18 protein-coding genes and 3 tRNA genes are annotated in these 23,706 nt (G+C 60.3%); 18 read left to right on the top strand and 3 right to left on the bottom strand.

The genetic code is table 11. The features are described 5' to 3' along the window. Positions 1 to 44: 44 nt before the first annotated feature. The 13 genes from BLU26_RS18085 to BLU26_RS18145 all read left to right on the top strand — a co-directional run bounded on the left by BLU26_RS18085 (position 45) and on the right by BLU26_RS18145 (position 14,224). Entirely contained in the window at positions 45 to 1,037 is a 993-nt protein-coding gene (locus BLU26_RS18085; protein WP_331457162.1) for a GlxA family transcriptional regulator, read from the top strand. Between the two features lie 74 nt (positions 1,038 to 1,111). After that, a complete protein-coding gene (locus tag BLU26_RS18090) occupies positions 1,112 to 2,326 on the top strand; it encodes an aspartate aminotransferase family protein (protein ID WP_092288226.1) in 1,215 nt (404 codons plus the stop codon). Between the two features lie 17 nt (positions 2,327 to 2,343). Continuing rightward, complete coding sequence (locus tag BLU26_RS18095) at positions 2,344 to 3,363, top strand: arginine N-succinyltransferase (RefSeq protein WP_092288227.1); 1,020 nt, start codon at positions 2,344 to 2,346, stop codon at positions 3,361 to 3,363. A gap of 1 nt (position 3,364) precedes the next feature. Next, positions 3,365 to 4,375 (top strand): arginine N-succinyltransferase, encoded by a 1,011-nt coding sequence (gene astA / locus BLU26_RS18100; protein ID WP_092288228.1) that lies wholly within the window; start codon positions 3,365 to 3,367, stop codon positions 4,373 to 4,375. Positions 4,376 to 4,583: 208 nt separating this feature from the next. Continuing rightward, the gene (gene alaS / locus BLU26_RS18105) at positions 4,584 to 7,205 is read left to right on the top strand and encodes an alanine--tRNA ligase (RefSeq protein ID WP_092288229.1); all 2,622 of its coding nucleotides are present in this window, start codon (positions 4,584 to 4,586) and stop codon (positions 7,203 to 7,205) included. Between the two features lie 96 nt (positions 7,206 to 7,301). After that, positions 7,302 to 8,537 (top strand): aspartate kinase, encoded by a 1,236-nt coding sequence (locus BLU26_RS18110; RefSeq protein ID WP_092288230.1) that lies wholly within the window; start codon positions 7,302 to 7,304, stop codon positions 8,535 to 8,537. Between the two features lie 151 nt (positions 8,538 to 8,688). After that, positions 8,689 to 8,874 (top strand): carbon storage regulator CsrA, encoded by a 186-nt coding sequence (csrA, locus tag BLU26_RS18115; protein ID WP_083724804.1) that lies wholly within the window; start codon positions 8,689 to 8,691, stop codon positions 8,872 to 8,874. A gap of 60 nt (positions 8,875 to 8,934) precedes the next feature. Beyond that, a tRNA-Ser gene (locus BLU26_RS18120) sits at positions 8,935 to 9,025 on the top strand. A 97-nt stretch (positions 9,026 to 9,122) separates the two neighbouring features. Then, positions 9,123 to 9,199: transfer RNA gene (locus tag BLU26_RS18125), tRNA-Arg, on the top strand. A gap of 163 nt (positions 9,200 to 9,362) precedes the next feature. Next, positions 9,363 to 10,802 carry a magnesium transporter gene (mgtE, locus tag BLU26_RS18130; RefSeq protein ID WP_092288231.1) on the top strand — a complete coding sequence of 480 codons (1,440 nt, stop codon included), beginning with the start codon at positions 9,363 to 9,365 and terminating at the stop codon, positions 10,800 to 10,802. A gap of 188 nt (positions 10,803 to 10,990) precedes the next feature. Next, a complete protein-coding gene (locus BLU26_RS18135) occupies positions 10,991 to 11,248 on the top strand; it encodes an OadG family protein (protein WP_092288232.1) in 258 nt (85 codons plus the stop codon). 50 nt (positions 11,249 to 11,298) lie between these two features. Beyond that, entirely contained in the window at positions 11,299 to 13,077 is a 1,779-nt protein-coding gene (gene oadA, locus BLU26_RS18140) for a sodium-extruding oxaloacetate decarboxylase subunit alpha (protein ID WP_092288233.1), read from the top strand. Between the two features lie 10 nt (positions 13,078 to 13,087). Then, positions 13,088 to 14,224 (top strand): sodium ion-translocating decarboxylase subunit beta, encoded by a 1,137-nt coding sequence (locus tag BLU26_RS18145; protein ID WP_092288234.1) that lies wholly within the window; start codon positions 13,088 to 13,090, stop codon positions 14,222 to 14,224. A gap of 94 nt (positions 14,225 to 14,318) precedes the next feature. On the opposite strand, the gene BLU26_RS18150 is transcribed toward BLU26_RS18145, so the two are convergent. After that, the gene (locus BLU26_RS18150) at positions 14,319 to 14,645 is read right to left on the bottom strand and encodes an Arc family DNA-binding protein (RefSeq protein ID WP_092288235.1); all 327 of its coding nucleotides are present in this window, start codon (positions 14,643 to 14,645) and stop codon (positions 14,319 to 14,321) included. A gap of 325 nt (positions 14,646 to 14,970) precedes the next feature. Here BLU26_RS18150 and BLU26_RS18155 point away from each other — a divergent pair. Next, positions 14,971 to 15,047, top strand: a tRNA-Arg gene (locus BLU26_RS18155). 165 nt (positions 15,048 to 15,212) lie between these two features. Here the strand turns inward: BLU26_RS18155 and BLU26_RS18160 are convergent. Continuing rightward, entirely contained in the window at positions 15,213 to 15,881 is a 669-nt protein-coding gene (locus BLU26_RS18160; protein ID WP_092288236.1) for a pentapeptide repeat-containing protein, read from the bottom strand. Positions 15,882 to 15,928: 47 nt separating this feature from the next. After that, positions 15,929 to 17,785, bottom strand: a complete 1,857-nt coding sequence (gene exaA / locus BLU26_RS18165) for a quinoprotein ethanol dehydrogenase (RefSeq protein WP_092288237.1) — start codon at positions 17,783 to 17,785, stop codon at positions 15,929 to 15,931. A gap of 404 nt (positions 17,786 to 18,189) precedes the next feature. On the opposite strand from exaA, the gene pedF reads away from it, so the two are divergent. The 4 genes from pedF (at position 18,190) to BLU26_RS18185 (ending at position 23,638) form a co-directional block, all read left to right on the top strand. Beyond that, positions 18,190 to 18,600, top strand: coding sequence for a cytochrome c-550 PedF (pedF, locus tag BLU26_RS18170; protein WP_231702091.1), 411 nt, complete (start codon positions 18,190 to 18,192; stop codon positions 18,598 to 18,600). Positions 18,601 to 18,604: 4 nt separating this feature from the next. After that, positions 18,605 to 19,489, top strand: coding sequence for a substrate-binding periplasmic protein (locus BLU26_RS18175; protein ID WP_092288239.1), 885 nt, complete (start codon positions 18,605 to 18,607; stop codon positions 19,487 to 19,489). Positions 19,490 to 19,642: 153 nt separating this feature from the next. Further along, positions 19,643 to 21,691: a TonB-dependent receptor gene (locus BLU26_RS18180; protein WP_092288240.1), complete on the top strand. Its 2,049-nt coding sequence runs from the start codon at positions 19,643 to 19,645 to the stop codon at positions 21,689 to 21,691. A 168-nt stretch (positions 21,692 to 21,859) separates the two neighbouring features. Then, entirely contained in the window at positions 21,860 to 23,638 is a 1,779-nt protein-coding gene (locus BLU26_RS18185) for a PQQ-dependent methanol/ethanol family dehydrogenase (protein ID WP_092288241.1), read from the top strand. Positions 23,639 to 23,706 lie beyond the last annotated feature (68 nt).

A 23,706-nucleotide genomic window follows, 5' to 3' on the forward strand; every position in this document is an offset into this window, starting at 1 on the left:
CGGCGGCTCAATGCGCGGGTTTCAGCTTATCAGCAGGCTTTGCCATGGCGACTGACGTCCGCCGGGTCGGTTTTGTGCTGCTGCCCGGCACGCACCCGGGCGCGGTCATGCCGGCGTTGTCGGTGCTGCTCTCGGCCAATCGCATGGCCGAGCAACAGTGTTACGCGGCTGAAAGTTATACGCTGGACGATGGGCTGCTGCAGGCGGACGATGGTCTGAGCCTGGCGGCGGCGCCTTGGCAGGCGAACGTTGAGGGCTTGGCGCAATTGTGGTTGGTGGCCGACCAACTGTCGGCGGTCGACTTGCTGTCTGCCCAGTTGCTCGGGCAACTGCGACAAGTAGCGGCGACCGGTGTGTTGCTGGGCGGGCTGGAGGCGGGAGCGGCGGCCCTGGCCCAGGCCGGGTTGCTCGACCAGCACCGCTGCGCTGTGCACTGGCGCATGCTGGACGAGTTTCGTGAACGCTTTCCGCAGGTGGAGGCCACAACGCACTTGTTTGAGCTGTCGGGCCAGCTGGGTTCCAGCAGCGGCGGGCATGCCACCACGGACCTGTTTCTGACGCTGGTGGCGCAGGAGCAGGGGCAGGATCTGGCCGCGCTGGTGGCCGAGGACCTGGTGGTCGAGCGCATTCGCGATGGTAGCGAGCGTCAGCGCATGCCGCTGCGTAACCGGTTGGGCAGCAGCCACCCGAAGCTGACCCAGGCGGTCATTTTGATGGAGTCGAACATCGAGGAGCCGCTCACTACCGATGAAATCGCGCGCCACGTGTGCGTCTCGCGGCGTCAGCTTGAGCGCATTTTCAAGCAGTATCTCAACAGCGTACCCTCGCAGTATTACCTTGAATTGCGCCTCAACCGGGCGCGGCAAATGCTGTTGCAGACCAGCAAGTCGATCATTCAGATCGGCCTGTCCTGCGGTTTTTCGTCGGGGCCGCACTTTTCCAGTGCCTACCGCAACTGCTTTGGCGTCACACCGCGAGAGGATCGCAACCAGCGCCGCGCCCAACAGGCCGCCGAGGGCGCGGTGAAAGAACCCTGAAACCCGGCGGGTGGCGTCGGGTGACTAACGAATTTAACGCGCGTCACTGAAGACGCGCCCTGCAGAGAAAGGAGATGACAGTGTCAGCAGAGATCGGTCGGTCTGATTTTGATCGGGTTATGGTGCCCAATTATGCGCCGGTGAACATGGTGCCCGTCCGTGGTGCCGGTTCGCGCCTGTGGGATCAGCAGGATCGAGAATATGTTGATCTGGCTGGCGGCATTGCTGTCAACGCGCTGGGGCATGCTCATCCAGCGCTGATCGAAGCGCTGACCGAACAGGCCGGGCGTCTGTGGCATGTCTCCAACATCATGACCAACGAACCGGCGCTGGTGCTGGCCGATAAACTGGTAAAGGCTACCTTTGCCGACAAGGTCTTTTTTGCCAACTCGGGCGCTGAGGCCAATGAAGCGGCGTTCAAGCTGGCGCGGCGCTGGGCGCACAACCTGCACGGTGCGCAGAAGCACCAGATCATTGCCTGCAGCAACAGTTTTCACGGGCGCTCGTTGTTTACCGTCAGTGTCGGCGGTCAGCCCAAGTACTCCGAAGGCTTTGGCCCGGCCCTGGGTGGCATCAGCCATGTGCCCTACCAGGATATCGCCGCGCTGGAAGCGGTGATGTCGGAGCACACCTGTGCGGTGGTGCTGGAGCCGGTGCAAGGCGAGGGCGGGGTGATTCCCGCCAGCGACGACTACCTGCGCCAGGTGCGGGCGCTGTGCGACAAGCACAACGCGCTGCTGGTATTTGACGAAGTGCAGAGTGGCATGGGCCGGACTGGCAAGCTGTTTGCTTACATGCACAGTGGCGTGCAGCCTGACATTCTCACCAGTGCCAAAAGTCTGGGAGGCGGCTTCCCGGTGTCGGCCATGTTGACCACCGCGGCGGTGGCCGAACACCTGGCCGTCGGCACCCATGGCAGTACCTATGGGGGTAACCCCTTGGCCTGTGCAGTTGCCGGTCGCGTGCTGGATATTGTCAACACGCCCGAGGTGCTGGACGGCGTGGTGCAGCGCAATGCGCTACTGGTGAACGAGCTTGAGGCCATGGCCAGCGAGTTCGGGGTTTTTTCCAGCATTCGCGGGCGTGGTCTGCTGCTGGGCGCCGTGATGGCTGAGCAGTGGCGCGGTAAGGCCAAGGATATTCAGGTGCTGGCGCAGGAAGAGGGCTTGCTGGTGTTGCAGGCCGGGCCGGATGTGATGCGGCTGGCGCCCAGTCTGATCATCGATGAGGCGGATATTGCCGAAGGCATGCTGCGGCTGCGTAATGCGCTGCAGCGGCTGGTCGGCTAGCACACGGAGAGTACGCGATGTTGATCTTGCGATTGGCCAAACGCAGCGATTTGCCGCAGATCGAACGACTGGCGACTGCCAGCCCGGTCGGCGTCACCTCATTGCCGGCCAACCGTGAGCGTCTTGAGGAGATTCTCTCCGCTTCCCAGGCGTCGATGGCCGAAGAGGTAACTTTCAGCGGTGAAGAGCGCTACTTCTTCGTGCTGGAAGACACCCTCAGCGGCGAGCTGGTTGGCTGCAGCGGTATCGTTGCGGCCTCGGGGTTTCGTACGCCGTTTTACACGTTCCGCAATGAGATGTTTGTGCATGCCTCGCGCGAACTGGGCTTGCACAACCGCATCCACGTGCTGTCGCTCTGTCATGACCTGACCGGTCACAGCCTGCTTGCCGGTTTTCACTTGGCCGCAAGCCAGACCGACCCGGCGGCTATGCAGCTGACGGCGCGTGGTCGACTGCTGTTTATGGCCAGCCACCCGCAGCGTTTCGCTGAGTCCACTTCGGTAGAAGTAGTCGGCGTTAGCGATGGTGAAGGCAATGCGCCGTTCTGGGACGCGGTTGGGCGCCACTTCTTCGCAGTCAGTTACTCCGAAGCTGAGCGCATTGGCAGCGAGCGTGGGCGCAGCTTTCTGGCGGAGTTGATGCCGGGTTATCCGATCTACGTGCCGATGCTCTCGGATGAAGCGCAGGAGGTGATCGGTCAGGTCAATCCGTCGGTGCAGGATGTGTTCGATATCCTGATGAACGAAGGATTCGAGACCGACAACTACGTCGATATCTTTGATGGCGGCCCGGTGGTGCACGCCAAGACCGCGCTGCTCAATAGCGTGCGCAACAGCGCGCTGGCGCAGGTACAGATCGGTCAGGTCGCACCCGGTGGCGAGCTGTGGCTGGTGGCCAACACCCGCGTCTGCGAGTTCCGCGCTTGCGCGCTGCAGCTCGACTGGCAGCCGGGTCAGCCACTGGTGCTGGATGCTGAGTCAGCGGCCCACTTGTGTGTAGCCGAAGGCGATCAGCTGCGTTTGGTCAGGGGGGATTAGGATGCTGGTGCGCGCTGCGGGAATGCAAGATCTGGATGCGCTGCTGGCGTTGGCGGCCAGCGCTGGCTCAGGGCTGACCACGCTGCCAGCCAGCGAAGACCGCTTGGTTGAGCGCCTGCAGCGTGTCGAGCAGAGCTTTCGTGGCGAGGCGCCGCAGGCCGACGCCGACTATCTTTTTGTGCTGGAAACCGCCGAGGGTCAGGTTGTCGGGACCAGCGGCATGCTCGGTGCCGCCGGTATGCGTGAACCCTGGTACAGCTACCGGATGGGGCTGACGGTGGCAGCGAGCCGCGAGCTCGGGGTCTACCGCCAGCAGCCGACGCTGTTTCTGGTTAATGACATGACCGGCGCGACCGCGCTCTGCTCCTATTTTCTCGATCCGGCGTATCGACAAGGCGACAGCCCGCGGTTGTTGTCCAAAGCGCGCTTCATGTTCATGGCTGATTGCCCTCAGGACTTTTCCGCACGGGTGATTGTCGAAATGCGCGGCGTCTCCGATAGTGCCGGGCGCTCGCCGTTCTGGGACAGTCTGGGACAGCACTTTTTCCGCATGGATTTCGCCCGTGCCGATTACCTTACCGGGATCGGCAACAAGGCGTTCATCGCCGAAATGATGCCCAAGTTTCCGCTCTATGCCTGTTTTCTCAGTGATGATGCACGTGCCGCCATCGGCCAGGTACACCCTGACTCCGAGGCCGGGCGTGCGGTACTGGAAGAAGAAGGCATGTGCTATCAGGGTTACGTGGATATCTTCGATGGCGGCGCGACGCTGGAGGCGCAGCGCAGCCAAGTGCGCGCGATTCGCGACAGCCGCACCCTGCTGCTGGCCGTGGGCACACCTGGCGATGAGGCGGTTCCCCATCTGATCTATAACCGGCTGCGCGACAATAGCCGCATGATCGCGGCGCAAGCACGCGTTGCGGCAGGCACGCTGGTCGTGTCGGCGGCCTCTGCCGAGCTATTGAAGCTGCGTGCCGGCACACCGGTGCGGGCGGTTGCGCTGCAGGGTTGAGCTGGCGGCTACCGTCGCGCGCTGATCGTCTATGGTGAACATAGAGAATATCAACCGTACAGATAATGCATCCTGTGGGCTGATGCCTATATAATGCCGCTCTTTGCCTAGCTTCAGCAGCTCTCCGGGTAATCACCCTCTCACGCGGCGCAGACCGCGAAGCACCCTCCGATCTGCAGCAGGCCGACCAGTTTGTGGTAAGGGACTTATGAAAAGCGCAGAAATCCGTGAAGCCTTCCTCCGTTTCTTTGAAGAAAAGGGACACAGCCGCGTTGCCTCCAGTTCGCTGATTCCGGCGAACGATCCGACTCTGCTGTTCACCAATGCGGGCATGAACCAGTTCAAGGACTGCTTTCTGGGTCTGGAGAAGCGTGCCTACACCCGCGCTACCAGCAGCCAGAAGTGCGTGCGGGCCGGTGGCAAGCACAACGACCTGGAAAACGTGGGCTATACCGCGCGTCACCACACCTTCTTCGAGATGCTCGGCAACTTCAGCTTTGGTGACTATTTCAAGCGTGATGCCATTCATTACGCCTGGGAGTTTCTGACTTCCAGCCAATGGCTTGGCCTGCCACAGGAAAAGCTGTGGGTCACCGTGTATGCCAGTGACGATGAAGCTTACGATATCTGGACCAAGGAAGTCGGCGTGCCGGCCGAACGTATGGTGCGCATTGGTGACAACAAGGGCGCGCCTTATGCATCAGACAACTTCTGGGCCATGGGCGACACCGGACCGTGCGGCCCCTGTACCGAGATTTTCTTTGATCACGGCGCCGACATCTGGGGTGGCCCGCCGGGCAGCCCGGAAGAAGACGGCGACCGTTACATCGAAATCTGGAACAACGTCTTCATGCAGTTCAACCGCACCGCCGATGGCGTGATGCATCCGTTGCCGGCGCCCAGCGTGGATACCGGTATGGGCTTGGAGCGCATCAGTGCGGTGTTGCAGCATGTGCATTCCAACTATGAAATCGACCTGTTCCAGAGCCTGCTTGAGGCTTCGGCCAAGGCGATCGGCTGTGCCCAGGACAACGCCGCTTCCTTGAAAGTGGTGGCTGACCATATTCGGTCCTGCAGCTTCCTGATTGCCGATGGTGTGCTGCCGTCGAATGAAGGGCGCGGCTACGTGCTGCGTCGCATCATTCGCCGCGCCTGTCGGCACGGTAACAAGCTGGGCGCCAAGGGTGTGTTCTTCCATCAGATCGTAGCGGCACTGGTTGCCGAGATGGGCGCAGCCTTCCCCGAGCTGAAGACCCAGCAGGCGCATATCGAGCGTGTGCTGAAAACCGAAGAAGAGCAGTTTGCCAAAACCCTGGATCAGGGGCTGAAAATTCTTGAGCAGGATCTGGCAGAGCTGCAGGGCAGCGAGATCCCTGGTGAGGTGGTGTTCAAGCTGTATGACACCTACGGCTTCCCGGTAGATTTGACTGGCGACATCGCCCGTGAGCGTGAGCTGACCATCGACGAGGCCGGGTTTGAAGCCGCAATGGACGCACAACGCGAGCGCGCCCGCTCGGCCAGCCAGTTCGGTCTGGATTACAACAGCTTGGTCAAGGTCGACGCCGAGACCCGCTTCCAGGGCTACGCTGGCACGCAAGGGCAGGGCAGCGTGGTCGGGTTGTACTGCGACGGCCAGGCGGTTGAACAATTGAAAGAAGGCGAGAGCGGTGTTGTCGTGCTGGATCAGACGCCGTTTTATGCTGAGTCGGGCGGCCAGGTGGGCGATACCGGGTACCTTGAATTCGATGGCACGCGCTTTGAAGTCAGCGATACCACCAAAGCCGGCAATGCGCACCTGCATCACGGCAAGGTGTTGCAGGGGGTTCTCACTAGCGGCGCGACCGTACAGGCGCGAGTCGACGATAGCGTTCGCCAAGCGACGGCACTGAACCACTCCGCCACCCACCTGTTGCACGCGGCTTTGCGCCAGGTGCTGGGTGATCACGTGCAGCAAAAAGGCTCCTTGGTCGACAGTCAGCGCCTGCGCTTTGACTTCAGCCACTACGAAGCAATCAAGCCCGAGCAGCTGCGTGAGCTGGAAAATCTGGTCAATGAGCAAATCCGGCAGAACTCTGCCGTCGATATTGAAGTCACAGATATCGAGACCGCCAAGGAAAAGGGCGCGATGGCGCTGTTTGGTGAAAAGTACGGCGACGAAGTTCGCGTACTGACCATGGGCGGCGGTTTCTCTGTTGAGCTTTGCGGCGGGACCCATGTGCAGCGCACCGGCGACATTGGGCTGTTCAAGATTCTCGCTGAAAGCGGCATCGCTTCCGGTGTGCGGCGGATCGAAGCCGTAACCGGTCAGGGCGCACTGGCCTTTGTAGCCCAGACTGAAGAGCGTTTGCGCGAAGCAGCCCAACTGGTGAAGGGTGGCCGCGACACGTTGATCGACAAGCTGTCGGCACTGGTAGAACGTACCCGTCAGCTGGAGAAAGACGTCGAACAGCTCAAGGCCAAGGCAGCCAGCGCAGCTGGTAGCGATATGGCCGCAGAAGCACAGCAGGTCGGCGAGCGTACCGTATTGGTCAAGCGCGTTGACGGCATGGACGGCAAGGGCCTGATGGCACTGGTCGACCAGTTGAAGAACAAGTTGGGCTCAGCCGCTATTCTGCTGGGTGGTGAGGCCGACGGTAAGGTTGTATTGGTGGCGGGCGTGACCAAGGATCTGTCAGGTCAGGTCAAGGCTGGCGACTGGATCCGTACCACCGCCCAGGCGGTTGGCGGCAAGGGCGGCGGTCGGCCTGATATGGCGCAGGGCGGTGGTACCGACATCGCGGCGCTGGATCAGGCGCTGAAGGATGCGGTCAACTGGGTTGGCCAGCAATAAGGTCTGCTGTTACTGCAGATGATTATGGAGGCACCTTAACCGGGTGCCAGGCAATGGTCGGCTAGCCGATCTCCGGGTGAGGATAGACGTAGCAAAATGGCGCTTATTGTCCAGAAGTTTGGTGGTACCTCGGTTGGCAGCGTTGAACGCATCATGCAGGTCGCCGAGAAAATCAAGGGCTTCAAATCCAACGGGCATGATCTGGTGGTGGTGGTATCGGCCATGAGTGGCGAGACCAACCGTCTGATTGATCTGGCCAAGCAGATTCAACCCGAGCCGGATGCGCGCGAGATGGATGTCATCGTGTCGACCGGTGAGCAGGTCACCATTGGCCTGCTGGCCATGGCGCTGAAAGCGGCTGGTGTGCCAGCGGTCTCCTTTACCGGGTCGCAGGTGCGCATTGTTACCGACAGCTCCCATGGCAAGGCGCGCATACAGCAGATTGATGACGATCGCTTGCGCGCCGAGTTGGCTGCAGGTCGCGTGGTTATTGTGGCGGGCTTTCAGGGTGTGGATGAAAACGGCGCCATCACAACCCTGGGTCGCGGTGGCTCGGACACCACCGGCGTGGCACTGGCTGCAGCGCTGAAGGCAGATGAATGTCAGATTTATACTGATGTGGATGGCGTCTACACCACTGATCCGCGGGTTGTTGAGAGTGCTCGCCGTCTGGACAAGATTACCTTCGAAGAAATGTTGGAAATGGCCAGCCTGGGCTCCAAGGTGCTGCAGATCCGCTCGGTCGAGTTCGCCGGCAAGTACAACGTCCCCCTGCGGGTGCTGCACAGCTTCAAAGAAGGCCCTGGTACCCTTATTACCCTTGAGGAAAATGTGTCGATGGAACAACCCGTCATCTCCGGCATTGCATTCAACCGTGATGAAGCCAAACTCACCATTCGTGGCGTGCCGGACACCCCCGGTGTGGCTTTCAAGATTCTGGGGCCGATTAGCGCGGCAAACATTGAAGTCGATATGATCGTGCAGAACGTATCGCAGGATAACACCACCGATTTCACATTCACCGTGCATCGCAATGACTTCCGCAAGGCAGAGACTATCCTGAAGGAAACGGCCACCAGTATTGGTGCCCGCGAAGTGGCTGCCGATGACAAGATTGCCAAGGTATCCATCGTCGGTGTGGGTATGCGCTCTCACGCTGGTGTGGCCAGCAGCATGTTCGAGGCCTTGGCCAAGGACAGTATCAATATCCAGATGATCTCTACCTCTGAAATCAAGGTATCGGTGGTGATCGACGAGAAGTATCTGGAGCTGGCAGTGCGCTCGTTGCACACTGCCTTTGGCCTCGACGCGGAAGCCGCGCAAGAGGCTTGAGGTTTACCTGATTCTCGCAGGCCGGTAACGGTCTGCGTGCAAGGGCACGGTCTCTGGCTGCCGTGTCCGCCTGTGACCCTTCAGGGCCGGAGGCAGCAAGCCGGTTTTTTTGCAGACTGTTGTGTCCTGATCATGAGCAAGGAGAAAAGGAATGCTGATACTCACTCGACGGGTTGGTGAAACCCTGATGGTAGGTGATGAAGTGACCGTGACCGTTCTGGGTGTCAAGGGCAACCAGGTACGAATCGGCGTGAACGCCCCGAAAGAAGTGGCCGTGCACCGTGAAGAGATTTACCAACGGATTCAGAAAGAAAAAGACGAAGAACCAAATAACTAATTTTATTGGGTTTTTCCTTGCATTACGCAAAGCGCGCAGTTAATATTCTGCGCGTGTTACGGAGAGGTGGCCGAGTGGCCGAAGGCGCTCCCCTGCTAAGGGAGTATACCTCAAAAGGGTATCGCGGGTTCGAATCCCGCCCTCTCCGCCACTTTGTGGCTTATGGGTTGTCAAGCGTTAGTTTCTGAAATTTAAAGAAAAAAATGTTTGACAGGTTAAAAAAACAGCCTATAATTCGCACCCACAATGCACTCGTAGCTCAGCTGGATAGAGTACTCGGCTACGAACCGAGCGGTCGGAGGTTCGAATCCTCCCGAGTGCACCAAACAGAAAAACCCACTGATTTCAGTGGGTTTTTTTTTGCTGTCACAAAAGTACAGCTGAGTGCGCTGGCAAAGCCTGCTAGGCTGGAGCGCAACCCCATTGGCGCGATCTGCGTGATCCGCTTGTGCTGAATCCCGCGCCGCGGGGCTGCCAGGAATGCTGCCATGCCGGACCTCAATCGAAAGTCTCCCGAAAGCCTGCAGGATCGCCTTGAGCAAGTGCAGGAGCTGTTGAGTCGTCAGCGCCTGGTCGAAGGCTTGGTACACAAGCAGGAAGGGCAGCACCAGGAGCTGGTGGAGCATCTGGTGCATCAGCAGAATCTGGTCAAGCTGCAGCGCAAGCTGGACGAACTGCATCCCGCCGACGTCGCCTATATTCTTGAATCGCTACCGCTCGGCGAGCGCCTTGCCGTGTGGCAATTGGTCAAGGTCGAGCGCGACGGCGAAATCCTCCTCGAAGTCTCTGACGCGGTGCGTGAAACGCTGATCGCCGACATGGACAGCCACGAAATCATCGCGGCGGCCAATAGTCTGGACGCCGATGAGCTGGCTGACCTGGCGCCGGACTTGCCGCGCGATGTTGTGCGCGAGTTGATGGATACCCTGGACGCGCAGCAGCGTGACCGCCTGAAATCGGCGCTCTCATATGACGAGGATCAGGTCGGTGCGCTGATGGACTTCGACATGATCACCATCCGTGATGATGTCAGCCTGGAAGTGGTCAGCCGCTACCTGCGGCGCTTCGATGCATTGCCCGATCACACCGACAAACTCTTCGTGGTAGACACTGAAGGTCTGCTGAAAGGGGTGTTGCCGATCAAGAAGCTACTGGTCGGTTCGCCGGATGACATGGTCATTGATGTCATGGCAGACGACCCGGTGGTATTCGACCCGGCTGACGATGCCGGTGAGGCTGCGCAGGCCTTCGAGCGTTACGACCTGGTCTCGGCACCGGTGGTGGATACGCTGGGGCGCCTCTGCGGCCGTCTGACTATCGACGAGATGGTTGATTACATCCGCGAGGAAAGCGAAGCAGAGGTGCTCAACGCAGCGGGTCTGCGCGAAGAGGAAGACATCTTTGCCTCGGTCTGGAAGTCGGTACGCAACCGCTGGGCTTGGCTAGCGGTGAATCTGTGCACCGCGTTGATTGCATCGCGGGTGATCGGTCTGTTCGAGAATGCCATCGAGCAACTGGTGGCGCTGGCGGCGCTGATGCCCATTGTGGCGGGTATCGGCGGCAACTCCGGCAACCAGACCATCACCATGATTGTGCGCGGGGTGGCTACCGGCCAGGTTCAGGTGGCCCATGGCAAGCGGCTGCTGCGCAAGGAGGCGAGTGTTGCGCTGATCAATGGCGTGTTCTGGGGGGTGGTGCTTGCGGGTATTGCCTATGCGCTCTATGGCAGCGCACCACTGGCGATAGTGCTGATGTCGGCCATGACCCTGAATATGTTGCTCGCCGCCTGTATGGGGGTATTCATCCCTTTGATTCGGCTGCGTCTGGGTGGCGATCCCGCGCTAGGCTCCAGCGTATTGATCACGGCGATCACCGATAGCGGCGGCTTCTTCATCTTTCTTGGGCTGGCGACTATCTTTCTCCTGTGAGGTTGTGACGGTCCGCACGGGCGGTGTCGCCTTGATTGCCAAAAATGTCACATCAGGATACATTGAGCCGTTTTTCCGTGTGGGAAGGCTGCCCGATGGCCGTCAATTGACGCCAGCGCCCACTGACGCTTTTCAACTAACTATAAGCAGCATGGCCTCAACCCATGCCCAGAGCTGCAGGAGATAAAATGGAACCGACCAACATGGTTGCCGAAGGAGTGGAACTGATGTTCCTTGGGATGGGATCCGTTTTCGGGTTTCTGATTCTGCTGGTCGCCTGTACCAGTGCGATGTCCTTCATCTTGTCGCGTTATTTTCCTGAGGCGCTGCCCGCGCCGAAAAAGACAGCACGTAAGCCCAGTGCAGCCCCTGCCAGTGTTGACCCGGATGTTGTCGCCGCCATCGGCGCTGCGCTCAAGCAGCATCGTGCGCGTCGCAGTTCCTGACACCCCTTTCGCGGTTTTCACCATTAAAAAAATATAAAGGCCATACCACTATGACCGATAGCAAAAAGCCCCTGGGCATTACCGATGTGATCCTGCGCGATGCGCATCAATCCATTCTGGCTACCCGTATGCGACTTGACGATATGCTGCCGATTGCCGGCAAGCTCGATCAGGTTGGTTTCTGGTCTGTTGAATCCTGGGGCGGGGCGACCTTTGATGCCTGCATTCGTTATCTTGGCGAAGACCCATGGGAGCGCATCCGCGCGCTGAAGCAGGCGATGCCGAACACGCGCCAGCAAATGCTGCTGCGCGGCCAGAATCTACTCGGCTACCGCCATTACGCCGACGACGTGGTAGAGAAGTTTGTCGAACGTGCTGCCGTCAATGGCGTAGACGTATTCCGCGTATTTGACGCGATGAACGACCCGCGCAACCTTGAGACCGCACTCAAGGCCGTCAAGGCGCAGGGCAAGCACGCTCAGGGCACCATTTCCTACACTACCAGTCCGGTACACACGCTGCAGATGTGGGTGGACTTGGCCAAGCAGATCGAAGACATGGGCGCCGACTCCATTGCGATCAAGGATATGGCCGGCATTTTGAACCCCTATGTGGCGTTCGATCTGGTCACCCAGCTCAAGAGCACCCTGAGCATCCCTGTACACATGCAGTGCCACGCTACTGCAGGCCTGTCGACCGCCGCGAACATGAAGGCGGCCGAAGCCGGTATTGATAACGTCGACACCGCCATTTCGTCCATGTCGATGACCTACGGGCACTCGCCAACCGAGTCAGTGGTCGCCATCTTCCAGGGCAGTGAGCGCGACACCGGGTTGAATCTGGAGTTGCTCGAAGAAGTGGCAGCCTACTTCCGTGAAGTACGGAAGAAATACGCCAAGTTCGAAGGCAACCTCAAAGGGGTTGATTCACGCATTCTGGTTGCTCAGGTGCCCGGCGGCATGCTGACCAACATGGAGAGCCAGCTGAAAGAGCAGGGCGCCAGTGACAAGTTTGACGATGTTCTGGCTGAAATTCCGCGCGTGCGCGAGGATCTGGGCTTCATTCCGCTGGTTACCCCAACCTCCCAGATCGTAGGGACTCAGGCGGTCATCAACGTGCTGACCGGTGAGCGCTACAAGTCGATCACCAAGGAAACCGCGGGCATTCTCAAGGGTGAATACGGCGCGGCGCCGGCTCCTTTCAATGCCGAGCTGCAGGCCCGTGTGCTGGACGGCGCTGAAGCGATCAGCTGCCGCCCGGCAGACCTGCTGGAAGCCGAGATGGACAAACTGACTGCCGAGCTGAAAGGCCTGGCCAGTGAGAAAGGCATCAAGCTCGCCGACAATGAAATAGACGACGTGCTGACCTATGCACTGTTTCCGCAGATTGGCCTCAAATTCCTGGAAAATCGCGGCAATCCGGACGCCTTCGAGCCAGCCCCAACAGGTAACGAGCTGCCTGCTGCGGCCAAGGGTGCAGGCCCTGAAGCCTACACCGTCAGCGTCAATGGCAAGGAGTATGTGGTTCAGGTGACCGACGGTGGCGACATTTCCGGCATCAAGCCAATCGGTGACAGCGGCGCAGCGCCTGCAGCAGCCGCAGCGCCGGTAGGCGAGGGTGATGCACAGGGCGCACCGCTGTCCGGCAACATCTTCAAGGTGCTGGTCAATGTGGGTGATCAGGTTGACGAAGGTGAAGTTGTGATGATCCTCGAAGCCATGAAAATGGAAACCGAAGTGCGCGCTGTTCGCGGCGGTACTGTCGTCTCCATCGACATCAAGGTTGGCGACGCAGTAGCGGTCGGCGATACCTTGCTGACCATCGGTTAAGGGGAAGTCAATGGATAAGCTCCTCCAACTGTGGCAAACCACGGGTATCTATCACATGGCTTGGGGACAGGCGGTGATGATCGTGGTGTGCTTTGGTCTGATCTATCTGGCCATCCGCAAGGGCTTTGAGCCGCTGCTGCTGATCCCCATCGGCTTCGGCGGTATTCTGGCCAACCTGCCGGTGGCCAATATGGCGCAGGGCAGCGGTATTCTGCACCTGATCTACGAAGTAGGTTTGCCTACCAGTGTGTTCCCGCTGCTGATCTTCATGGGCGTGGGTGCGATGACCGACTTTGGCCCCATGCTGGCCAACCCCCGCACGCTGCTGCTGGGTGCGGCTGCGCAGTTTGGTATTTTCGGCACGCTGCTTGGCGCCCTGGCGCTGACGTCGGCCGGTATCCCGGGCTTTGAGTTCACCATGAAGGAGGCGGCCTCCATCGCCATTATCGGCGGCGCGGATGGCCCCACCTCGATCTTTGTGACCTCCAAGTTGGCGCCAGATCTGCTAGGTCCCATTGCCGTAGCAGCCTATTCCTACATGGCGCTGGTACCACTGCTGCAACCGCCAATCATGCGTGCGCTGACCTCGAAAAAAGAGCGTGGCATCGTCATGACCCAACTGCGTGTTGTCAGCAAGGCCGAGAAGATTATCTTCCCCCTGTTGCTGCTGATGCTGGTTGCGCTGCTGCTGCCTGACGCGGCCCCATTGGTGGGTATGCTGTGCTTCGGTAATCTGATGCGCGAATCCGGTGTGGTAGAACGCCTGGCCGATACTACCCGCAACGCGCTGATCAACATCGTGACTATCGGTCTGGGCCTGGCGGTTGGCTCCAAGCTGTCTGCAGAGTCCTTCCTGCAGCTGAAGACACTGGGCATTCTGGTGCTGGGCATGCTGGCTTTCTGTGCCGGTACGGCGGCAGGCGTATTGATGGCGAAGCTGTTGAACCTGTTCAGCAAAACGCCGATCAATCCGCTCATTGGTTCAGCCGGCGTGTCTGCGGTGCCTATGGCGGCCCGGGTATCGAACAAGATTGGTCTGGAAACCAACCCGCACAACTTCCTGCTGATGCACGCGATGGGGCCAAACCTCGCGGGTGTGATCGGCTCGGCGGTAGCGGCCGGTATCCTGCTCAACTTTGTTGGCTAGGTTGACGTCAAGGCACAAAAAACCCGCTCAGTGAGCGGGTTTTTTATTGGCCAATTTCCGGTGTAATCGGGGCCGGAAAAAACGAGTGTGAAGCTTACTGCTGCTCGTTAGCCAGCAACGCCAGCAGTGCGTTTTGCTGTCGGCGGCTCATTTCACGGAAGCGCACCAGCAATTCCTGCTCTGGCGAAGACAGGCCGTCGAGCTGCTGATCATTCAGTGCCTGGCGGGAGGGCTGCGTCTGCTCGGGCAAAATCGGCAGGTCGAGCAGGCTGTGCTCCAGACGTGCAATGATTTCGGAGTTCATGCTGCGGTGATGCTGCTTCGCGACGTCGGCAATGCGGTCGCGCATGCCCTGCGGCAGACGTACCACAAACTTATCTGCGGTGCGGCTGGTGTAGTGTTGTTGGGTAGCAGTTTTCATAGGGCAACAGTAATCGCTTGTATGAAGTGAATCGATACCTGCCAGGCTACGAAATGCTCTGAACTGCGTGCGGCAGGCACGGGACGCGGTTGAATAATAGTAGTTATAGACAACATATTCCCGTTTAGTTGCCTTAGTTAAACCTGTTTTTTAGCAGTATGCCAGTATGCGACAAAAAAATGTCTTCGTTTTGTGACGGATTTACGACGAATGGCGTTTTGCCATGCTTTTTTGCGTAGTGGTCAAGGCTGCTCAAATTCAGTTAACATGCGCGTCATCTCATTGAATTCAACGGGTTGGCGCTGCCAGCTCGGCACTTTCTTACGCGCTTGTAGCTCAGCTGGATAGAGCAACCGCCTCCTAAGCGGTAGGTCCCCGGTTCGAATCCGGGCTCGCGCGCCAGTAAAAACAAAGGCTTGCACGGTGTTAATCGGCAAGCCTTTTGTGTTTCTGTGATTTGGTCCCTCTTTTGCTCATGCGGCTTTTTGGTCCTCATGTTGCTCATGCTGTGGTGCTGAATAGGTGCCTTTTGGTGACCTGCCGAGCCCGCAACCTGGGCAACGCTAGCTATTCCCAGTCTGTTGGGCAGGCGGTGCAGCCTTGCATGGTGACGTTCAAGAAATTGCCGTAATGCAACCGCGCGCCGCTGAGGTCGGCGTCGCTCAGGTTGGCATGGTTGAGCTTGGCTTCCTGCAGGTTGGCATCCCGCAAGTCGGCGCCGGCCAGATTGGCCTTGGGTAGCCAGGCCATCTCCAGATTGGCGGCGTGCAACACGCTGCGCTGCAGGCTGGCGCCGCTGAGCTTGGCAAACTCCAGGTTGGCGCCGGTAAAGTCGGCGCGGTTGAAGTTGGCGCCCTGTGCGGTGAGGTTCCAGCCGGCAATGCCGAGCAAGCTGGCGCCTTCGGCATTGGCACCGCGCATGGCGGTCTGCTGCAGGCTGGCGCGGTTGAAATTGGCGTCGGCCAGTTGTGCCCGATCCAGCTTGGCTTGATCCAGTTGGCTGTGACGCAGGTCGGCACCGCGCAGATCCGCGCCGGTTAGATCTGCTTTGCGCAGGTCCAGGTGGCGTAGGTCGGCGTTGCGCAGATCCACGCCCGGGCAACGGGTACCGGGGATCAGCGCACAGCCGTTCAGGGTCTGGATGTCCTCGGCGGCAATGTCAGCACTTTGCGCTGCCGCCTGCATGCCAGCGGCGCTCAGGGCGCAGGCCAGGAGCAGTTTCTGTACAGGTGTCATGTTGCTCTCCAGAGCTCCACCCGGCTCGCGGGTGGGGCCGGTGGCGGTTAGTCGTTGGCCCATTCGGGTAGCTTGAATACCCAGAAGGAGCCGCCTTGCGCGACGGGTTTGGTCAGCTCGGCCATGTCGCCGCCCCAGAGCGGTACGGCGCCACCGTAGCCGGTAGTAACGCCAATGTACTGCTCGCCGTCCTGTTCCCAGGTAATGGGTGGCGAGATCACACCGGTGCCGGTCTGGAACTGCCACAATTGCTCGCCAGTCCTGGCATCAAAGGCCTTGAAAAAACCGTCGCCTGTGCCAGTGAACACCAGATTGCCGCCAGTGGCGAGTACGCCCGCCCAGAGCGGCAGCGGTTCTTTGTGCTCCCAGGCGATCTTGCCGGTTTGCGGGTCCATGGCGCGCAGCACGCCCACGTGATCGTCAAACATGCGCTTGATGCGAAAGCCCATGCCCAGGTAGGCGGAACCCTTGTTGTAACTGACCTCTTCGGTCCAGTAATCCTCTTTCCAGTGGTTCGCGGGTACGTAGAACAGGCCAGTATCCTGGCTGTAAGCCATGGGGTTCCAGTTCTTGCCGCCGAGGAACGGCGGCGAAACCTCAACGGCCTCGCTGCGTTCTTCACCCGGCTTCAGACGCGGCGGACGCTGCCCGGGGTTCTCGACCGGCCGCCCGGTTTCCAGGTCGATGTGGCTGGCCCAGGTGATGTTGTCGACGAAGGGAAAGGCATTCATCAGCTTTCCGTTGTCGCGATCCACTACATAGAAAAAGCCGTTGCGGTCTGCGTGCGCGGTGGCAGGGACCTGCTTGCCGTTTTTCTCATAGTCAAACAGCACCAACTCGTTGTTGCCGGAGAAGTCCCAGGTGTCGTTGGGTGTGTGTTGGTAGAACCATTTCACCTCGCCGGTACTGGCATCCACGCCAACCTGACCCGAGGTGTACAGGCTGTCGTAATCAGCCGGTTGGCCGTCCTTGGGCGTGCGCGCCCAGCCATTCCAGGGCGCCGGGTTGCCGGCTCCGATGATGATGGTGTTGGTGGCAGCATCGAAACTGGCGCTCTGCCAAGGCGCGCCGCCGCCCTGACTCCAGGCCTCGACCTTGCCGGTAGGTGAATCTGGGTCATCCGGCCAGGACGGCGCCTTGATGTCGCCGGTCGGTGTGCTGTCTTGCCCGTTGAGACGGCCCATGTGACCTTCGACGAACGGGCGCATCCAGACTTCTTCACCGGTTTCCGGGTCGCGGGCAAATAGCTTGCCGACCACGCCGAACTCGTCACCCGAGGAGCCATGAATCAGCAGCGCCTTGCCGGTGACCTGATCGTGCACGATGGTCGGTGCGCCGGTCATGGTGTAACCGGCTTTGTGGTCGGCAAATTTCTTGCGCCAAACCACTTTGCCGGTGTCCTTGTTGAGCGCCACTATGCCGGCGTCCAGGGTGCCGAAAAAGACGTTGTCGCCGTAGATGGCGGCGCCGCGATTGACAACATCGCAGCAGGGGCGAATGTCGTCTGGCAGGCGGTGCGAGTAGCTCCACAACCGGCGGCCGGTCTTGGCATCCAGGGCGAACAACCGTGAATAGGAGCCGGTCACGTAAATCACGCCGTCGTGCACGATGGCCTGGGATTCCTGGCCGCGCTGCTTCTCATCGCCGAAGGAATAGGACCAGGCCGGCGTCAGCTTGAACACGTTCTCACTGTTGACCTGTTGCAGCGGGCTGTAGCGCTGGGCGTTGGTGCCCATACCGTACATCAGTACGTTATTGGTGCTCAGGTGGTCGTTGGCAATGTCGTCCCAGCTTACCGGTACGGCCGCTACCGGCGCAGCGGCGAGGCCCAGTCCGGCGGCAATAACAATGCCTTTGATGGCCTGGCTGACGGGCGTCAGCACGGGGTGTCTTGTTGTTTTCATGGCAGGGTTCCTGTTGATCGTTGGAAGGCTCAGCGGGGCTGATCCACGGCTCATGGTGGGCATGCTGCAACAGGAGCGATACGGAAAAACGCCCGGTCACGGGGGGATAAATTCCCGTGCCATTGGCGCTTGGTAGGGGGCGAAGAAGACTGCGCCTTTGGGGGCGGCGGATTACATCCAAAGGCCAACAAGGATGCTATTGCCTCAGCGCAAAACGCTCTGGGGTGAGGGTTATGGCGACGCATGCGGGCGTCACCTACTACCAACGAACTACCCCCGGGCCACCAAAGCAGCATTGGGTCGACTGCGGCGGCTTCCTACCATGGCCATCGACAGCAACGCTTTTCCGTTAGCGACACGGCCAAGAGGTACGCAGTATGACCCATTACAAGAACACACTGAAAATGACCGCCTGCACGCTGGCGCTGGTTGCCGGACAGGTGCTGGCCCACGGCAATGTTACTCCGCAATCGGTAGACACCAAGGGCCTGGAAGCCCTGGGCGAGGAGTGGCGAGATACCAATCCCTACCGCGAGGGCCATCCGCAGCATGAACTGGCGATCAAGGTCGGCGCCTCGGCCTATAACCAGAACTGTGCGGCCTGCCATGGTCTGGAAGGTATTTCCGGTGGCATCACCCCGGACCTGCGCTATCTGGAAGTCGGCGATTACGGCGATGAGTGGTTCAAGGAGCGGGTGATCAACGGCGCCGTTCGTGATGGCCGGGTGTACATGCCGAAGATGGCGGACTTCCTCAGCCAGGAAGCGCTCTGGTCAATCCGTACCTGGCTGGAAAGCATCGCGGTAGAGGAGTAAGCCCATGCTGCGCCGCTGCCTGTTGCTGGCCTGCTTGCTGCTGGCGCTGCCGGCGCAGGCGTTCAACATTACGCATATCCGTGATTACGATGAGGTAGTTGCCTCTGGCGTGCTGCGGGTGGCCTTGTATCAGGACTTTCCGCCCTACAGTTTCATGCAGGACGACGAGCCGCGAGGGGTCGATGTAGAGCTGGCGCAGACGCTGGCAAGCGAGCTGGGCACCCGGCTGGAGATCCAGTGGATGCTGGCAGACGAAACCATCGACGGCGACCTGCGCAATCATCTGTGGAAGGGGCACTACCTGCGCCCCGGCCAGGTGGCCGATGTGATGCTGCGGGTACCCTACGATAGCGAGTTCAGCAACAAGCGGGACGAGTTGGGGCTGCCGGCACACGAGTTGGTGCATATGTTTGGGCCCTATCAGCGTGAACGTTGGCAGGCAGCCTACGACCCGCGCAAGATCGACTCGGTGCCCAGTATCGCGATATTCCAGTATTACCCGGTGGGGGTAGAGGAAGATTCGGTGCCTTCGTTCTATCTGGGCTCGGTGATGCGCGGGCAGCTGGCCGCTTCCACGCACCACTACCGCACCCTGGGCCTGGCCTTTGATGCCATGCTGACTGGCGAGGTGAACGCGGTGATGGGCACCCAGGCCGAAATCGACTGGCTGCTGGCCCAGCACCCCCAGGCGGGCATGCGGCTGACCGAAAATGCCTACCCCAGCATCGGCAAGCAGGTGTGGGAGCTGGGCATGGCCGTGCACGATTCCAACCGTCAGCTGGCCTATGCGCTGGCTGATGTGGCCGAAAGCATGATTCTGGATGGCCGCATGGAGCAGCTCTATTCCCGCTATGGTTTGCGTTATCTGCGCCCCGAGCTGTATCAGTAAATCGCCGGTGGATGCCCTGGGCAGTGCTCGGGGCAAACGGCGAATACAAAATGAAACAGCTTTTGAGGTTTATTTGTTATGTTATAACAAATAATATCTGCTGCCGCGGCACCGCAAGAGTGCCGTTGCCAACCAAAAATCAAGGGAGCAGATATGACGTATCGCAAGACACCACTGGCCGTCGCACTGACCATGGCGACCTTCGGCGCACTCAGCAGCCTGCTTGCCCAGGAGAAGGTGCAAGCGCTGCCGTCGATGACAGTCAGTGCCAGCGCGCTGGCGCAAAGCGCGGAAGACATGATCCAGCCCAGCGCTGTGCTGCAGGGCGATGGCTGGGTGGGGCAGCGCGAAACCGCGCTCGGCGATAGCCTGGAGTCCTTGCCGGGCGTGCGCGCCAGCGGCTTTGGACCGGGCGCCAGCCGGCCGGTGATTCGTGGGCTGGATGGCGCGCGGGTGCGCGTCTTGAGCGACGGCGCGGATGTGCTGGATGCCTCGGCCATCAGCCCGGATCACGCCATCACCGCAGACACCGCGCTGCTGGAGCGCGTTGAAGTGCTCAAGGGGCCATCTACCCTGCTCTACGGCGGTGGCGCCATTGGGGGCGTGGTCAACCTGATCGACCGCCGGGTGCCGACCTACGTACCTGAGAATGGCTATGAAGTCGAGTTGGACCTGCGCGGCAACAGCGTGGCCGATGAGCGTGCCGGCGCACTGGGTGTGACCCTGGGTAGCGGCCAGTTTGCCGCCCGTTTTGAGGGCAGCCGCAGCGCTGCCGACCCCTACCGCATACCCGGCCACCCCTCGCGGCAGGCCGGGGCCTACAACGACACCGACAGCGCGGGCATGGGCCTCAGCTGGATTACCGAGCGTGGTTATCTCGGTCTGGCCTACAGCCAACAGGATCGTGAGTACGGCCTGCTGGCGCATGAGCATGCCGACTGCCACACCCACGGCGTCGCCGACTGGCACTGCGTGGAGGAAGACCATGACCACGATGACGCCGATGATCACGACGACCATGAACATGAGCACGCCGAAGGCGATGCCTATATCGATATGCGGCAGCGCCGCTGGGATCTGCGCGCGGACTACAGCGATCCGTTCAGCGGCTTTGAACGCATTCGTCTGCGCGTAGCTGACACTGACTACGAGCACCGCGAAATGGAAGGCGTCGAAGTGGGCACCCGCTTTACCAACCGCGGCACCGATGCGCGCGTCGAGCTGACCCACAACCCGGTTGCCGGCTGGCGTGGCGTGGTGGGCAGCCAGCTGACGCGTCGGGATTTTGCCGCCGTGGGCGAGGAGGCCTATGTGCCGCCATCGCTGACGCATAATCGCGCGCTCTTCCTGCTGGAAAGCTACGAGACCGGCAACTGGCGTTACGAGGTTGGCCTGCGTCAGGAATGGCAAGACATTGAGCTCAAACAGGGTGGCGATGACGCCAATCATCGCGGCAGCTCGGTATCCTTTGGCGCCAGTTGGCAGTGGCAGCCAAACCTGGCGCTCTATGGCTCCCTGTCACGTTCGCAGCGCCTGCCGGTCGCCGAGGAGCTGTACGCCAACGGCCCGCATGCAGCTACGCGCACCATTGAGTTGGGCGACCCGGATCTTGATGAAGAAACCTCATTGAACCTGGAGCTGGGGCTGCGCCGCACAGCCGGTCCGGTCACCTTTGATCTGAGCGTGTACCGTAACCAGGTAGATGACTTTATCTACGCTGCCGATACTGGTCATTCGCCTGGCGCTGGTTACCGTGAGGTCGCCTACACCCAGGCCGATGCGGTACTGCACGGCATGGAAGGGCGGGTGGCCTGGCAGGCGACTGCCAACACCGGTCTCAGCCTGTTCGGCGACCATGTGCGCGGCAAGCTGGAGTCGGGCGGTGATCTGCCGCGTATTCCGGCCGACCGCATTGGCGTGCGCGTGGATCAACGGCTTAGCCAGGCGCTGCGCGGCTTTGTTGAAACCAGCCGCATTCTGCGCCAGGACGATACCGCCGAGTACGAAACCGCCACCGATAGCTACACGCTGCTCAGTGCCGGGCTGGGTTGGCGCGGGCTGCTGGGTGAAAGCGATTACCTGCTGTACCTGCGTGGCAACAATCTGCTCAACGAGGAGGGCAGGCAGCACACCTCTTTCATCAAGGATGAAGTCTTGTTGCCCGGGCGCAACCTGACCGTAGGCGCGCGTTTCAGCTTCTGAGACGCCGCCGGGCAGGGCGGGTAGTGCTACCAAGTGATGAGATAAATCACCCCTGCGGTTAATTGTTGGCAAGGGCCTGTCAGCCAAGAATCGGTATCGGACGCGGGAAAATTTCCCGTTTCACCGCTGACTTGACCAACACAACAATACACCTCAGAGGTAGCAGCAATGAATCAACGTGCCCGCTCTCCCTTTCTGCTGACAGCACTGGTCGCCGCCATGAGCCTTTCCGGCCTGGCGGTGGCCAATGTCACCAACGACGACATCCTCAGCGATGCCACCAATACCAGCCAGGTCGTGACCAACGGCCTGGGCACTCAGGGTCAGCGCTACAGCCCGCTGACGCTGCTCAACACCGATAACGTCGACAAACTGCAGCCGGTCTGGGCCTTCTCGCTGGGTGGCGAGAAACAGCGTGGCCAGCAGTCGCAACCGATGATCAAGGACGGTGTGATGTACATCACCGGCTCCTACTCGCGCGTGTTTGCCGTCGATGCCCGTACCGGTACCAAACTCTGGCAGTACGATGCGCGTCTGCCGGACGGCATCATGCCGTGCTGTGATGTGATCAACCGCGGCGTCGCACTGATTGATGATCTGGTGATCTTTGGCACCCTCGACGCCAAGCTGGTCGCGCTTAACAAGGACACCGGCAAAGTGGTCTGGCGCAAGACCGTCGCGGACTACAAGGCCGGTTACTCGATCACCGCCGCGCCGCTGGTGGTTAACGGCAAGCTGATTACCGGGGTATCCGGCGGCGAGTTTGGCGTGGTCGGCAAGATCGAAGCCTATAACCCGAGCAACGGTGAGCTGCTCTGGACCCGCCCGACCATCGAAGGGCACATGGGTTACACCTACAAGGATGGCAAACCGGTGGAAGCCGGTATCTCCGGTGGCGAGGCCAATCGCAGCTGGCCGGGTGATCTGTGGAAGACCGGCGGCGGCGCACCCTGGTTGGGTGGTTTCTACGACCCGGAGACCAACCTGCTGCTGTTTGGCACCGGCAACCCGGCGCCGTGGAACTCGCACCTGCGCGAGGGCGACAACCTCTATTCCTCATCGCGCCTGGCGCTCAATCCGGACACCGGCGAGATCGTCTGGCACTTCCAGACCACCCCGCACGACGGTTGGGACTTTGACGGTGTGAACGAGCTGGTGTCGTTCAACTATCAAGAAGGTGGCAAGGAAGTGAAAGCGGCGGCAACGGCTGACCGTAATGGCTTTTTCTACGTGCTCAATCGCACCAATGGCGACTTCATCCGTGGCTTCCCCTTTGTCGACAAGATCACCTGGGCCAAGGGCCTGGATGACAAGGGTCGGCCGATTTACGATGACAACTTCCGCCCCGGCTCACCCACCGAGTCAGGTGATGCCGGCAGCCAGGTGTTCACGGCACCGGCGTTCCTCGGTGGCAAGAACTGGATGCCCATGTCGTACAGCCAGGATACCGGCCTGTTCTATGTGCCCTCCAACGAGTGGGGCATGGATATCTGGAACGAGTCTACCGCTTACAAAAAGGGCGCCGCCTATCTGGGCGCGGGCTTCACCATCAAACCGCTGAACGAAGAATACATTGGCGTGTTGCGCGCCATGGACCCGAAAACCGGCAACGAGGTGTGGCGGGTAGAAAACCCCGCGCCGCTTTGGGGTGGTGTGCTCAGCACCAAGGGTAACCTGGTGTTCACCGGTAACCCGGAAGGTTACCTGATGGCGTTCAACGCGCAGAGCGGGGATAAACTCTGGCAGTTCAACACTGGCTCCGGGGTTATCGGCTCGCCCATAACCTGGGAAATGGACGGCGAGCAGTACGTCTCCGTCATGTCCGGCTGGGGTGGCGCCGTACCTCTCTGGGGTGGCCACGTCGCCGAACGGGTAAAGAACTTTACCCAGGGCGGTACCCTCTGGACCTTCAAGCTGCCCAGCAGCGCGGCGGTCAGCCAGCGCTAAGGCGCCGGCAGCAACATCAGGGTCGGCATCGCCGGCCCTTTTTTTGGCTCCTGCTTTGGTTCAGGTCA

This window comes from Halopseudomonas sabulinigri (genome assembly GCF_900105255.1).
GTDB lineage: Bacteria > Pseudomonadota > Gammaproteobacteria > Pseudomonadales > Pseudomonadaceae > Halopseudomonas > Halopseudomonas sabulinigri.

Bases quoted from the DNA above. Each gene is read 5' to 3' on its own strand.
- BLU26_RS18085 (WP_331457162.1), top strand. From the start codon at position 45: ATGGCGACTGACGTCCGCCGGGTCGGTTTTGTGCTGCTGCCCGGCACG.
- BLU26_RS18090 (WP_092288226.1), top strand. From the start codon at position 1,112: ATGACAGTGTCAGCAGAGATCGGTCGGTCTGATTTTGATCGGGTTATG.
- BLU26_RS18095 (WP_092288227.1), top strand. From the start codon at position 2,344: ATGTTGATCTTGCGATTGGCCAAACGCAGCGATTTGCCGCAGATCGAA.
- astA (WP_092288228.1), top strand. From the start codon at position 3,365: ATGCTGGTGCGCGCTGCGGGAATGCAAGATCTGGATGCGCTGCTGGCG.
- alaS (WP_092288229.1), top strand. From the start codon at position 4,584: ATGAAAAGCGCAGAAATCCGTGAAGCCTTCCTCCGTTTCTTTGAAGAA.
- BLU26_RS18110 (WP_092288230.1), top strand. From the start codon at position 7,302: ATGGCGCTTATTGTCCAGAAGTTTGGTGGTACCTCGGTTGGCAGCGTT.
- csrA (WP_083724804.1), top strand. From the start codon at position 8,689: ATGCTGATACTCACTCGACGGGTTGGTGAAACCCTGATGGTAGGTGAT.
- mgtE (WP_092288231.1), top strand. From the start codon at position 9,363: ATGCCGGACCTCAATCGAAAGTCTCCCGAAAGCCTGCAGGATCGCCTT.
- BLU26_RS18135 (WP_092288232.1), top strand. From the start codon at position 10,991: ATGGAACCGACCAACATGGTTGCCGAAGGAGTGGAACTGATGTTCCTT.
- oadA (WP_092288233.1), top strand. From the start codon at position 11,299: ATGACCGATAGCAAAAAGCCCCTGGGCATTACCGATGTGATCCTGCGC.
- BLU26_RS18145 (WP_092288234.1), top strand. From the start codon at position 13,088: ATGGATAAGCTCCTCCAACTGTGGCAAACCACGGGTATCTATCACATG.
- BLU26_RS18150 (WP_092288235.1), bottom strand. From the start codon at position 14,645: ATGAAAACTGCTACCCAACAACACTACACCAGCCGCACCGCAGATAAG.
- BLU26_RS18160 (WP_092288236.1), bottom strand. From the start codon at position 15,881: ATGACACCTGTACAGAAACTGCTCCTGGCCTGCGCCCTGAGCGCCGCT.
- exaA (WP_092288237.1), bottom strand. From the start codon at position 17,785: ATGAAAACAACAAGACACCCCGTGCTGACGCCCGTCAGCCAGGCCATC.
- pedF (WP_231702091.1), top strand. From the start codon at position 18,190: ATGACCGCCTGCACGCTGGCGCTGGTTGCCGGACAGGTGCTGGCCCAC.
- BLU26_RS18175 (WP_092288239.1), top strand. From the start codon at position 18,605: ATGCTGCGCCGCTGCCTGTTGCTGGCCTGCTTGCTGCTGGCGCTGCCG.
- BLU26_RS18180 (WP_092288240.1), top strand. From the start codon at position 19,643: ATGACGTATCGCAAGACACCACTGGCCGTCGCACTGACCATGGCGACC.
- BLU26_RS18185 (WP_092288241.1), top strand. From the start codon at position 21,860: ATGAATCAACGTGCCCGCTCTCCCTTTCTGCTGACAGCACTGGTCGCC.